This window comes from Bacteroides sp. GM023, from assembly GCF_014750685.1.
Lineage (GTDB): Bacteria > Bacteroidota > Bacteroidia > Bacteroidales > Bacteroidaceae > Bacteroides.
In genome coordinates, this window is record NZ_JAAXGE010000001.1 from 686,370 (window position 1) to 699,026 (window position 12,657).

A 12,657-nucleotide genomic window follows, 5' to 3' on the forward strand; every position below is an offset into this window, starting at 1 on the left:
GGAAACTACATTAACAACTTAATAAAAAATACGATTATGATTTCAGAAAAATTACAAAAGGCAATCAATGAACAGATTACAGCTGAAATGTGGTCTGCTAATCTGTATTTGGCAATGTCTTTCTACTTTGAGAGAGAAGGTTTCAGTGGATTTGCGCATTGGATGAAGAAACAATCCCATGAAGAATTGGAACATGCCTATGCTATGGCCGATTATATCATCAAACGTGGTGGAATTGCAAAAGTTGACAAAATAGACGTTGTGCCTAACGGCTGGGGAACTCCGCTGGAAGTGTTTGAACACGTTTACAAACACGAATGTCATGTATCTGCTATGGTAGACAAATTGGTTGACGTAGCTGCTGCTGAAAAAGATAAAGCAACTCAAGATTTCCTGTGGGGATTCGTTCGCGAGCAAGTAGAAGAAGAAGCTACTGCGCAAGGAGTTGTTGATAAGATTAAGAAAGCTGGTGACACCGGAATTTTCTTTGTTGACTCACAACTAGGACAACGCTAACAGACTGCAAATTAGGAAGGTAGTTTATATATACAAGAAGCTGTTCGGGTCGATCCGGACAGCTTCTTTTTTTCACTTATTTAGCTTATATTCAAAAAATAAACTACCTTTGTCTTTGAGAATAAGAGAGATATTAGTTCTGATATATAGAGAGAAAAGCGCGTGAACAGAGGACTTGTTAATTTATTACCTTTATTTTTGTTGTTATTTTTAGGGGTGAGTAGTTGTTCTAAAAAAGAGGAACGACGCATCTTGGTCGTCCATTCCTATGAAGAAAGCTATGATGCTTATCCCGATTTCAATCGGATGATAGCAGAGCAGTTTAAAAAAGAGAAAGTAGACGCAGACATCCGTACCGTTTATTTAGACTGTGAGTCCTACTGGGAAGAACCGGAACTGGCGCGCATGCGCTTCCTTGTCGATTCCATCTCGCAAGACTGGAAGCCTGAAGTAATTCTGGTAAACGAAGACCAAGCCGCCTATTCATTGATGAAATGTAATGTCCCTCTGGCAAAAGAAATACCCGTCGTTTTCGGTGGAGTCAACTACCCGAATTGGGGATTGCTGAAATATCATCCCAATGTGACAGGTTTCCACGATAAGATTGCCTTTAATGAGAATGTCGAAGTAGCAAAAACACTGTTCGGATCGCGTGTCCGTATGTTTACTATGCTCGACACCACCTATATTGACCGGAAAATCAGAGCAGACGCCAAGGAACAGTTTCAAGGTCACAAAGTGACCGGATTCATAGATAGTTCCACTGTCTCTCCGGAAGAACAAGTACGTTTGAGTGAAGAAGAAGGGTACACCCGTTTTATGGCTATCCCTTTGCGAAATAGCAGAAATCAGTCTGATGCCAACCTGATGTGGATTCTGAACAAGAACTACCGGGATCAATGTTATATTCAGTTGAAACGCGACTTCACCACCATTAATATTGGAAGTATCTGCGTCAGCCCCAGCCTGACAGCCATCAATGAAGCCTTCGGTTACGGTGAAAAATTATTGGGTGGCTACATGACTACACTGCCCATCCAGGTGGAAGAAGAAGTGAAAACTGCCGTTCGCATCCTGAATGGCGAGCGCCCGCAAGACATACCTATCTCTGAAAGCAGGAAGGAGTATGTTGTCGATTGGAAAACAATGAAACAAATCGGGCTGAGTAAAGACAAGATTCCCGCTAATTACACAATAGTCAATATTCCTTTTAGTGATGAATATCCTCTGTTGTGGGGTGTCACAGTCGCTTCCCTGTTCCTGTTCTTAATCATTCTTTTGGCTTATTTCTGGTGGCTTTACCTGCGTGAGCAGGCAAGAAAGAAACAGGCTCTTGCCGCATTGGCCGATGAAAAAGAAAACCTCTCTTTAGCCATTGAGGGTGGAACGACTTATGTGTGGAAACTGGATAAAGAACATTTTATCTTCGAAGATGCCTTTTGGAAAGCGCAGGGATTAACTCCCAAACCCATTTCATTCCATGAACTGCTCAATTTTGTGCATCCCGACCATTGGGGAAGTGTGAAGCTAAGCTGGCAAAACTTGAAAAACGCACGGAAAAGGATTGCTCACGTCCGTTGTAACTTCGACGGTAAGGAATACCAATGGTGGGAATTTCGTTATACCACCACCATGTTGCCCGGTGGCGAATATAGGACAGCCGGTCTGTTGCTCAACGTGCAAGAAATAAAAGACCGTGAAAGAGAACTGGAAGCTGCGCGCCTGCTGGCGGAGAAAGCCGAACTGAAACAGTCTTTCCTTGCCAATATGAGCCACGAGATACGTACTCCGCTCAATTCCATTGTCGGCTTTGCCAATATTCTCGCAGTAGACGAAGCACTGAGTACGGAAGAACGGCAAGAGTACATTGACACTATCAACAAAAATAGTGAGCTATTGCTCAAACTGATAAACGACATCCTCGAACTATCCCGTATCGAATCCGGCTATATGTCTTTCACCTACCAAAGATGCCGTGTGAAAGATTTGATTGATGACATCTACATGACTCACCAGGTGTTGATAGCCCCACGCCTGGATTTCTTGAAAGAAACCAATGATTTGCCTTTGGAGATAAATGTAGACAGAGAGCGCCTGATACAAGTACTGACTAACTTCCTGAACAACGCCGGAAAGTTCACGGAAAGAGGATATATCAAGTTGGGCTACGATTATCTGCCGAATGAAGGAAAAGTCTTGATTTATGTAGAAGATACCGGACGAGGCATCCCACAGGAAGAACAACGGATGATTTTCAGCCGTTTCTACAAACAGAACGAGTTCTCGCAAGGAGCAGGACTCGGATTGTCCATCTGTCAGGTGATTATAGAAAAACTGGGCGGTAAGATAACACTCCAATCGGAAGTGGGCAAAGGAAGCCGTTTTACGGTCATTCTTCCTTGCTGGATAGAGCCTTGAAAGTCTTGAATGGAATGGTATTGAGTAGTCCTGAGCCCTTTTATCAGCATCGGACTAAAGATAAAAGGAACAGGATTAATGTTTCGTTTTTCCTTTCTCCATCGCTCCCAGATAAATTTCCAATGAACGGGTAGAAATCTGTATTTCCCGGAAAGACACGCCGAGAGAACCGATAAGCAGAAGCAAAGCCACCCCAAAAACATAAGCGGAGAGCAGTTGCAACCCAATATAAATAAAGAACATACTGACTACACAGAGAAACAGGCTTGCAATCCCCAATCCCTGCATGGTACGGGTGAGGTTCAATCGTTTCCGTAAATTCTCGATTTGTGCTACAGTGATATCCGAAGGATTCTCCATATAGCGGTCACGCAGTTGGCGAACGAGCTGTGCGTACGATAAAAACCGATTGGTATAAGCCAATAAAATCAGAGAAACTGCCGAGAAAAGCAGGGCAGGAGTAGTGAGAGTCAGTTCTTCCATTTTCTTATAGTCAAATAGCGGTTTAAAATTTGTTTTATAAAAAGAATTTTAGGCACGGATTACACAGATTTCACGGATTATATGTTTTTAGAATGATTCTTGTCATAAAACAACCGTACATGAGAACCGTGAAATCCGCGTAATCCGTGCCTGAAATGATATATCCCGCAAGGAAACCTTGCTCCGGCGTTACGCCGGCAATACGCCAAGCTCTTTACCTACTTTGATAAAGGCAGCGATACATTTGTCGAGATGTTCCTTCTCGTGTCCTGCGGAAATCTGCACACGGATACGAGCCTGGTCTTTCGGAACTACCGGATAATAGAATCCCGTCACGTAAATACCCTCTTCCTGCATACGTGCAGCATAAATCTGCGACAACTTCGCATCATACAGCATCACGGCGCAGATAGCACTTTGAGTCGGCTTGATGTCAAATCCGGCAGCCGTCATCTTGTCACGGAAATAATTTACATTCTCCACGAGCTTGTCATGCAGCGCATTGCTCTCCTTCAACATCTTGAATACCTCAAGACTTGCGCCGATAATGCCCGGTGCCAATGAGTTAGAGAACAAATACGGACGGCTACGCTGACGCAACAAATCAATAACCTCCTTACGTCCCGTAGTAAATCCACCCAGCGCACCGCCGAAAGCCTTGCCCAGCGTACCGGTATAAATATCCACACGTCCGTGAGTCTTATATAATTCGCTTACTCCATGGCCCGTAGCACCCACCACGCCGGCAGAGTGAGACTCGTCTACCATAACCAGCGCGTCATACTTCTCAGCGAGATCACAAATCTGATCCATCGGAGCCACATTGCCATCCATAGAGAACACACCGTCGGTAACGACAATGCGGAAACGTTGTGCCTGCGCCTCTTGCAGACATCTTTCCAAATCCTTCATATCAGCATTGGCATACCGATAGCGTTTCGCCTTACACAGACGAACACCGTCAATAATAGAAGCATGATTCAGAGAATCCGAGATGATAGCATCCTCTTCAGTGAAAAGCGGTTCAAATACACCACCGTTCGCGTCGAAACAGGCAGCATACAGAATCGTATCTTCTGTCTGGAAATAATCAGAGATTGCGGCTTCCAGTTCCTTGTGTATATCTTGCGTTCCGCAAATGAAACGAACGGACGACATACCGTATCCGCGTCGGTTCATCATTTCCTGTGAAGCCTTAATCAGTCGGGGGTGATTGGACAATCCCAGGTAGTTGTTAGCGCAGAAGTTCAGCACTTCTTTGCCTTTAACAGTGATGGCAGCTTGCTGCGCACTTTCGATCAGTCGTTCTTCTTTGTAGAGTCCGGCCTCCTTAATTTCAGCCAATGTTTGGCTGAGGAATTCTTGCATTTTACCGTACATGGTGTTTATGTATTAAGTTAGATTGCAAAGGACATTATTTTTCTTGGAATAACAATGTCTTTTTGATTAAAATCTGAAAAAAAAGTGCTTACTTTGCGCACTATTTAAGCTTAATATTCTAAGTCAGAAGAAAAAATGAAACACATTTTGATTATTGGAGCTACCGGACAGATAGGTTCGGAGCTAACGATGGAGCTACGTAAACGTTACGGAAATGCAAATGTAGTAGCTGGTTACATCCCGGGTGCAGAACCTAAAGGTGAGTTGAAAGAATCCGGACCGTCAGCGATTGCCGATGTAACGGATGCGGAAGCGATAGCATCCGTGGTAAAAGAGTATCACATCGATACGATCTATAATCTTGCTGCGCTGCTGTCAGTCGTAGCAGAGTCAAAGCCTAAGCTGGCTTGGAAAATAGGTATCGACGGATTATGGAACGTACTGGAAGTTGCGCGCGAACAAGGATGCGCGGTATTCACTCCCAGTTCAATCGGCTCGTTCGGTGCTACTACGCCGCATACGCAAACCCCGCAGGACACTATACAGCGTCCGCGTACCATGTATGGAGTCACTAAAGTAACCACCGAGTTACTGAGCGACTACTACTTTAATAAATACGGTGTCGACACTCGTGCAGTCCGTTTTCCGGGCATCATCTCGAACGTGACACCTCCGGGTGGCGGAACCACCGACTATGCTGTCGACATTTATTATTCGGCAGTGAAAGGAGAAAAATTCGTGTGCCCCATCAAACAAGGCACCCTGATGGATATGATGTATATGCCGGACGCGCTGAACGCAGCCATTACGCTGATGGAAGCCGACCCGACAAAATTGATACACCGCAATGCTTTCAATATCGCCTCTATGAGTTTCGACCCGGAGACGATTTATCAGGAAATCAAGAAGCATGTGCCACAGTTCGAGATGGTTTATGACGTAGACCCCTTGAAGCAGCGCATCGCCGACAGTTGGCCTGATAGTCTGGACGATACCTGCGCTCGCCAAGAGTGGGGGTGGAAGCCGGCCTACAATTTGGAAAGCATGACGGTGGATATGCTTGAAAAGTTAAGAGAGAAACTGAAATAATGAAAAAACTAATTGCAGGGGTCATATTGCTCTGCATGTTTGGTGCTTGTGGTAACAAGAAAACCAAGATTGACCCCTTCGCATCTATTACTAAAGAAGTGGATTCAATCCGCCAACAAGCGGATTCTATCCATGGAGATGAATTGCCGGAAGAGCCGCAGCCTATACAGGCTGACGAATCTTTCGACGATTTCATCTACAATTTTGCTTCCGATGATGCTTTGCAGCGTCAACGTGTGAAATTTCCTTTGCCCTACTACAAAGGAGATGAAAAGTCGAATATCGACGAAAAGCACTGGAAGCATGACAACTTGTTTACCAAGCAGCACTATTATACGCTCCTGTTTGATAAAGAGGAAGACATGGATTTGGTAGGAGACACCTCACTCACATCCGTACAGGTAGAATGGATATTCGTCAAGACCCGGATGATGAAGCGGTATTATTTTGAGCGTATCAAAGGAGCATGGATGCTGGAAGCAATCAATCTGCGCCCTATCGAGAAGAGTGACAACGAGAACTTTGTAGAGTTCTTCGGTCGTTTCGCCACCGATAGCGTTTTCCAGAGTCAGCGTGTGCGTGAGCCGTTGGCTTTCGTCACCAGCGACCCGGACGATGACTTCTCCATCCTGGAGACCAGTCTCGACCTCAACCAGTGGTTTGCCTTCAAACCCGAACTTCCTTCCGAACGCCTTTCCAATATCAACTACGGACAACGGAATGACGACAATTCCACAACGAAAATCCTGGCATTGAAAGGCATCGGCAACGGTTTCTCCAATATCCTTTATTTCTGCCGGAAAGCCGGAGAATGGGAACTGTGTAAGTTTGAAGATACAAGTATATAACCCTAAAACAGTATAGATGATGTACTCTCTTTTGTCTTACAATACATTCGGCATTGATGTCAGTGCCGCCCGTTTTTTAGAATATACTTCCGTGGAAGAACTGCAACAACTGATTGCGCAAGGTGCCGTTACGACACCTTTTTTGCATATAGGTGGTGGCAGTAACCTCCTGTTTTCCAAAGACTATGACGGGCTGATACTTCATTCGCGCATCGAAGGAATCGAAGTGACGGAAGAAGATGCGCGCTCCGTATCCGTACGGGTGGGCGCAGGCATTGTATGGGATGACTTTGTGGCATACTGCGTGGAACGCGGATGGTATGGAGCAGAAAATCTCTCCCTGATTCCCGGTGAAGTGGGAGCGAGCGCCGTACAGAACATCGGAGCCTACGGCGTCGAAGTAAAAGACCTCATAACCGCCGTGGAGACAGTGAACATTCAGGGCGAAAAACGTGTTTACTCCGTAGAAGAATGTGAATATGCCTATCGCAACAGCCTCTTTAAACGCCCGGAAAATAAGTCGGTCTTTGTCACCCACGTACGTTTCCGGCTTAGCAAAGAAGCGCATTACACACTGGACTACGGAACCATCCGCCAGGAACTTGACAAATACCCTGAACTGACGTTACCGGTAGTCCGGAAAGTAATCATTGATATCCGCGAAAGCAAGTTGCCCGACCCGAAAGTCATGGGAAATGCCGGCAGCTTCTTTATGAACCCCATCGTCCCTAAAGAAAAACTGGCAGACCTGCAACGGGAATATCCGCGGATACCCTATTACGAACTGGCTGACGGACGGGTGAAAATCCCTGCGGGATGGATGATAGACCAGTGCGGCTGGAAAGGAAAATCCCTGGGCCCTGCGGCTGTGCACGATAAACAAGCACTCGTGCTGGTCAACAAAGGCGGAGCGAAGGGGAGTGATATAATTGCGCTTTCGGACGCAGTACGGGCTTCCGTCCGTGAGAAGTTCGGCATAGACATTCATCCTGAAGTAAACTTAATAAATTGAGAATTGAGAATTGAGAATTGAAAAATAGAGAGTTGAGAATGAAAAACGGGAATTGGGAATGAAAAAGAATGAATAACTATACAGCATTCCCGCATCAGTCCATTCTCATTGTTCATATGACTGTTCTTCATTTTCAACTCTCTATTTTTCAATTCTCAATTCTCAATTCTCAATTTATTAACTCTCTATTTTTTAATTTTTAATTTTTAATTCTCAATTTAAGAAGTGAAAGTAAGAATCATAGGAAGTGGAACATCGACGGGAGTGCCCCAAATCGGCTGCACATGCGCAGTCTGTACTTCTGCCGACCCGAAAGATAACCGTCTGCGTGCATCCGCCCTCGTGGAAACGGACGACGCACGGATACTGATAGACTGCGGTCCCGATTTCCGGGAACAAGTATTGCATCTCCCTTACGAGCGGATAGACGGCGTGCTCATAACGCACGAACACTACGACCACGTCGGCGGACTGGACGATTTGCGCCCCTTCTGCCGTTTCGGTTCTGTACCCATCTACGCCGAAGAATATGTAGCGAAAGCATTGCGCCTGCGCATGCCCTACTGTTTCGTAGACCATCGTTACCCCGGCGTGCCCGACATTCCTTTGCAGGAAATTGAACCGGGACAGCACTTTTCCATTAACCATACTGAAATACTTCCCCTGCGCGTGATGCACGGCCGACTGCCGATTTTGGGCTACCGCATCGGGCCACTTGGCTATATCACCGATATGCTGACCATGCCCGAAGAATCTTTTGAACAATTAGCGGGAATAGATGTTTTGATAGTGAATGCGCTTCGGATTGCCCCGCATCCTACCCATCAGAACTTGGAGGAAGCATTGGCAGTGGCGCGGCGTATTCAGGCAAAGGAAACTTACTTCATACATATGAGCCATGATATAGGCTTGCATGCCGAGGTTGAACGGAAACTGCCGGACAATATTCACCTGGCATTTGACGGAATGGAAATTCATCTCTGATTGTCGGTGAAATTTTTAGCAAAAGTTTTGTTTTCTTTGTAGAAATTATTATTTTTGCACCTAACCGATAAACAGCGAATATTATGAAACTTCGTACGATAGTGAAAATAGCGGTCACTTCTTCTGTTGTACTTTTGTGCGCAGGTTTCGCCTTATACTCTTTTTTTCGGCTGTCAGCCGCCGAAGGACAGAAGGATTTCAACCTTTACGAGTTAGTTCCAACCACCGCTTCGGCGGTATTTGCCACCGATGACGTGCTCGAATTTGTCACCGAAATAGACGGTCTGACTTGTAGCAAAAATCAGCAATATCTGCATGTATCCAAACTTTTCTCTTATCTGAAGCAAACTCTCTATACCCTTTCGGAAGACAGCCCGCATGGATTAAGCCGGCAAATGAACCAAATGCTGATTAGCTTCCACGAACCGGATAATGAGCGCAACCAGGTACTTTATTGCCGGTTGGGCGCAGGAGACAGGGAATTAATCGACAGATTTGCGCAGAGATTTATATCATCGCTCTACCCGCCGAAAAGCTTCGACTATAAAGGAGAGGAAATAATGATTTACCCCATGTCCGACGGTGACTTCCTAGCCTGCTACCTGACACCCGATTTTATGGCATTGAGTTTCCAGAAGAAACTGGTGGAAGACGTCATTGATGCCTACAAGAAAGGCGGTTCGCTAGCGGATGACCCTACTTTCACCGGAGTGCGCGCGCCGAAGAAAAGTACGGCTGCCGCCACCATTTATACCCGTGTGAACGGTATGATTGGATGGACGGAATTCGATATGAAGATGAAAGACGACTTTGTCTATTTCACGGGAATCAGCCACGACGCAGATACCTGCTTCACCTTTATCAACCTGCTCCGCCAGCAAGAATCCGTCAAAGGATTTCCCGGCGAAGTGTTGCCCTCTACCGCATTTTATTTCAGTAAACAAAGCATAACCGATTGGAACTCCTTGCTCTCTTACAGCGATTTGCAAGGATACACAACCGCAGGACGCACCACTGAAATGCAAAACAGGGACAGGGAATTATCGCATTACCTGATGGAGAATACCGGGCACGATTTAGTTGCCTGCCTGTTTCAGCGGGAAGATACCTTGCAAGATGCAGCAGCAGTATTGAGCCTGTCCGTATTGGACGTGACGGAAGCCGAACGGATGCTGCGCTCGTTGGTCAATACCGCTCCCGCCGAAGAAGGGGTTAGAAAACCCCGTATAACTTTTTGTTATACCGCCAATAAGGCTTACCCTGTCTATCGGCTCCCTCAAACAACGTTGTTTACGCAACTAACCAGTTTTGTGGAACCGACATCTCATATGTATGCCGCTTTCTATGGCGGACGTCTGCTGCTGGCTCCCGATGAAGACAGTCTCTCCCGTTACATTCGCCAGTTGGACAAAGGCGAAGTGCTCGATGGAGCAATCGCTTATCGGGCAGGAATGGATAGTATGTCCGATTCCTATCATTTTATGTTGATGGCGGACTTCGACCATCTGTTCCATCAAGCAGAAAAACAAGTTCATTTCGTGCCGGATTTCTTCTTGCGCAACTCCGACTTTTTTCGCAATTTTATACTTTTTGCCCAGTTTACTTACACTGATGGAGTACTCTATCCTAACATTGTTTTGCGGTATAAAACGGAGCAGAATCCTAATTGAAAATCCATCCGTAATCCTGTTTTTCCACACAGCAAAAAGTAGATTTCCCGAGTGAAAACTTCCCAAGTTGAAAGGTGAAAAACTCACGAGAAAACTGCGAAAAACCTACGAGAAATAACGATAGGAAAAATACCGCTTTTTTCAAAAACTAAAACCTCTGAAACGCCTTCTGGCAGGGCGCAAAAACCCAACCATAACCCAACCATAACCCAAGAGAGGAGAAGAGAATAAAAGAGAATAGAAAAACAGAAAGAAAAAGAAAGATAAAAATCCTGTTACTGTTGCCGATAATATTTTGGAAGAGAAGAACCGTTGTTGCCACTGCTGCTTATTCTCTTTCGTAATCCGTGGGCGGATTTTTCCGAGCCCGTAGCAGAGTGTTGCCCACCCCCGGGATAAAGACTATTCAGCCCACGGCGGAATCTTTACAAAGTGCGGGCATAAAAAAAACTCCCGGCAAGAATCATTCTCACCGGGAGTTTTTTTATCTGTATCGTTAAGCGGAATACTTTCGGCTTAGAACGGCAGGTCGTCTTTAGCGTCGCCCGAAGTGAAATCCGGAGTAGCTGACGGAGGCGGGGGAGGAACAGAACCACCGGTAGCCATCGGAGCACCTGCGCCGACACGTTCAACTTTCCATGCACGGATACTGTTGAACCAGCGGTCTTGCCACTGGCGGGCGTCAACGTCAAATGATACGGTCAGTTCTTCGCCCATCTGAATGTTGAATTGCTCGATTTTGTCTACGCCAAATACATCGAAACACATTTTGCGTGGATATTGGTCGTGATTTTCGATAACGAACTCTTGTGATTTCCACTCGTTGCCGCTAGTCTTTGAAACTCCACCTCTCGGAGGGAGTATAGCGATGATTTTTCCTGTAAATTCCATTGCGATTATTTTAAATTCTGCGGCGAAGTTACAATTTTTTAGGAATATCCCTCACACAAACTCAGTTTTTTCTTTTGTTTTGTTGGGTAGCCCGAATCTTTTTTCGTAACTTTGTGCGTTAGAACATTTAAAACTTAAATACACGAAAATATATGAAATTTATCGTTTCAAGTACTGCTCTTTCCAGCCATTTACAGGCCATCAGCCGTGTGATTAATTCCAAAAATGCGCTGCCGATTCTCGATTGTTTCCTCTTCGAACTGGAAGACGGAACATTGTCTGTGACCGTATCTGACAGCGAAACGACGATGGTGACTACCGTTGAAGTGAATGGCGATACAAACGGGCGTTTTGCCGTAGTAGCGAAAACATTGCTTGATGCACTGAAGGAGATCCCGGAGCAACCGTTGACATTTGACATCAATCCGGACAATTACGAAATCACAGTACAGTACCAAAACGGAAAATACAGCCTGATGGGACAGAATGCGGATGAATTTCCGCAATCGGCTACACTGGGTGACAACGCAGTCCGCGTAGAAATGGCGGCTGAAGTATTGCTGGGTGGCATCAACCGCTCCGTGTTTGCCACTGCCGACGACGAACTTCGTCCCGTGATGAACGGTATTTATTTTGATATTACAACAGAAGACATCACAATGGTGGCTTCGGACGGTCATAAACTGGTACGTTGCAAGACGTTAGCTGCCAAAGGCAACGAACGCGCAGCCTTCATCCTTCCGAAGAAACCGGCTACCTTGCTCAAGAACCTTCTGCCGAAAGAACAGGGAACTGTGACTATCGAATTTGACGAACGCAACGCTGTATTCATGCTTGAAAAGTACCGCATGGTGTGCCGTCTCATCGAAGGACGTTATCCGAACTACAACTCGGTAATTCCTCAGAACAACCCTCATAAGGTAACCGTAGACCGCCAGCAGTTGGTAGGTGCTTTGCGCCGTGTGTCCATCTTCTCGTCACAAGCGAGCAGTTTGATTAAACTCCGTGTGCAGGAAAATCAGATTGTGATTTCCGCGCAGGACATCGACTTCTCCACTTCTGCCGAAGAAACACAAGTGTGCCAGTATGCAGGTGCCGCCATGAGCATCGGCTTCAAGTCTACTTTCCTTATCGACATCCTGAACAATATCTCGGCCGACGAAGTGATTATCGAACTGGCTGACCCGTCACGTGCCGGAGTTATCATCCCTGTGGAACAGGAAGAGAACGAAGACCTGTTGATGCTGCTGATGCCGATGATGCTGAACGATTAATCAAATATCACCATATGGTCAAACGGATTCACACAGATGAGATTTTCCTTGCGAGAATTAGAGTCTGTGTGAATCTGTTTAATCTGAAGTGA

11 protein-coding genes are annotated in these 12,657 nt (G+C 45.8%); 8 read left to right on the forward strand and 3 right to left on the reverse strand.

Going from position 1 to position 12,657, the window contains the following annotated elements:
* Positions 1-36 precede the first annotated feature (36 nt).
* Positions 37-516, forward strand: a complete 480-nt coding sequence (locus tag HC965_RS02605) for a ferritin (RefSeq protein WP_191029959.1) — start codon at positions 37-39, stop codon at positions 514-516.
* 162 nt (positions 517-678) lie between these two features.
* Positions 679-2,934, forward strand: coding sequence for a sensor histidine kinase (locus HC965_RS02610; RefSeq protein WP_191029960.1), 2,256 nt, complete (start codon positions 679-681; stop codon positions 2,932-2,934).
* A 75-nt stretch (positions 2,935-3,009) separates the two neighbouring features.
* Here HC965_RS02610 and HC965_RS02615 read toward each other — a convergent pair whose 3' ends face one another.
* Both HC965_RS02615 and kbl read right to left on the reverse strand, forming a co-directional pair.
* Positions 3,010-3,417 carry a DUF2721 domain-containing protein gene (locus tag HC965_RS02615; protein ID WP_191029961.1) on the reverse strand — a complete coding sequence of 136 codons (408 nt, stop codon included), beginning with the start codon at positions 3,415-3,417 and terminating at the stop codon, positions 3,010-3,012.
* A gap of 189 nt (positions 3,418-3,606) precedes the next feature.
* Complete coding sequence (kbl, locus tag HC965_RS02620; protein ID WP_191029962.1) at positions 3,607-4,797, reverse strand: glycine C-acetyltransferase; 1,191 nt, start codon at positions 4,795-4,797, stop codon at positions 3,607-3,609.
* Between the two features lie 135 nt (positions 4,798-4,932).
* On the opposite strand from kbl, the gene HC965_RS02625 reads away from it, so the two are divergent.
* The 5 genes from HC965_RS02625 to HC965_RS02645 all read left to right on the forward strand — a co-directional run bounded on the left by HC965_RS02625 (position 4,933) and on the right by HC965_RS02645 (position 10,400).
* Positions 4,933-5,886 carry an NAD-dependent epimerase/dehydratase family protein gene (locus HC965_RS02625; protein WP_191029963.1) on the forward strand — a complete coding sequence of 318 codons (954 nt, stop codon included), beginning with the start codon at positions 4,933-4,935 and terminating at the stop codon, positions 5,884-5,886.
* Positions 5,886-6,734 (forward strand): DUF4348 domain-containing protein, encoded by an 849-nt coding sequence (locus HC965_RS02630; RefSeq protein ID WP_191029964.1) that lies wholly within the window; start codon positions 5,886-5,888, stop codon positions 6,732-6,734. Before HC965_RS02625 ends, HC965_RS02630 begins: the two co-directional genes overlap by 1 nt.
* A 19-nt stretch (positions 6,735-6,753) precedes the next feature.
* On the forward strand, positions 6,754-7,746 hold the full coding sequence (murB, locus tag HC965_RS02635; RefSeq protein WP_191030049.1) for a UDP-N-acetylmuramate dehydrogenase: 993 nt from the start codon (positions 6,754-6,756) through the stop codon (positions 7,744-7,746).
* A gap of 225 nt (positions 7,747-7,971) precedes the next feature.
* Positions 7,972-8,730: an MBL fold metallo-hydrolase gene (locus HC965_RS02640; protein WP_191029965.1), complete on the forward strand. Its 759-nt coding sequence runs from the start codon at positions 7,972-7,974 to the stop codon at positions 8,728-8,730.
* Between the two features lie 83 nt (positions 8,731-8,813).
* A complete protein-coding gene (locus tag HC965_RS02645; protein WP_191029966.1) occupies positions 8,814-10,400 on the forward strand; it encodes a DUF3352 domain-containing protein in 1,587 nt (528 codons plus the stop codon).
* Positions 10,401-10,916: 516 nt separating this feature from the next.
* On the opposite strand, the gene HC965_RS02650 is transcribed toward HC965_RS02645, so the two are convergent.
* A complete protein-coding gene (locus tag HC965_RS02650; protein ID WP_191029967.1) occupies positions 10,917-11,291 on the reverse strand; it encodes a DUF3127 domain-containing protein in 375 nt (124 codons plus the stop codon).
* Between the two features lie 152 nt (positions 11,292-11,443).
* On the opposite strand from HC965_RS02650, the gene dnaN reads away from it, so the two are divergent.
* Complete coding sequence (gene dnaN / locus HC965_RS02655; RefSeq protein ID WP_191029968.1) at positions 11,444-12,565, forward strand: DNA polymerase III subunit beta; 1,122 nt, start codon at positions 11,444-11,446, stop codon at positions 12,563-12,565.
* Positions 12,566-12,657: the final 92 nt, after the last annotated feature.

Excerpts from the sequence above, each read along its gene's own strand:
- HC965_RS02605 (WP_191029959.1), top strand. The coding sequence starts at position 37 with ATGATTTCAGAAAAATTACAAAAGGCAATCAATGAACAGATTACAGCT.
- HC965_RS02615 (WP_191029961.1), bottom strand. The coding sequence starts at position 3,417 with ATGGAAGAACTGACTCTCACTACTCCTGCCCTGCTTTTCTCGGCAGTT.
- kbl (WP_191029962.1), bottom strand. The coding sequence starts at position 4,797 with ATGTACGGTAAAATGCAAGAATTCCTCAGCCAAACATTGGCTGAAATT.
- HC965_RS02625 (WP_191029963.1), top strand. The coding sequence starts at position 4,933 with ATGAAACACATTTTGATTATTGGAGCTACCGGACAGATAGGTTCGGAG.
- HC965_RS02630 (WP_191029964.1), top strand. The coding sequence starts at position 5,886 with ATGAAAAAACTAATTGCAGGGGTCATATTGCTCTGCATGTTTGGTGCT.
- murB (WP_191030049.1), top strand. The coding sequence starts at position 6,754 with ATGTACTCTCTTTTGTCTTACAATACATTCGGCATTGATGTCAGTGCC.
- HC965_RS02645 (WP_191029966.1), top strand. The coding sequence starts at position 8,814 with ATGAAACTTCGTACGATAGTGAAAATAGCGGTCACTTCTTCTGTTGTA.
- HC965_RS02650 (WP_191029967.1), bottom strand. The coding sequence starts at position 11,291 with ATGGAATTTACAGGAAAAATCATCGCTATACTCCCTCCGAGAGGTGGA.
- dnaN (WP_191029968.1), top strand. The coding sequence starts at position 11,444 with ATGAAATTTATCGTTTCAAGTACTGCTCTTTCCAGCCATTTACAGGCC.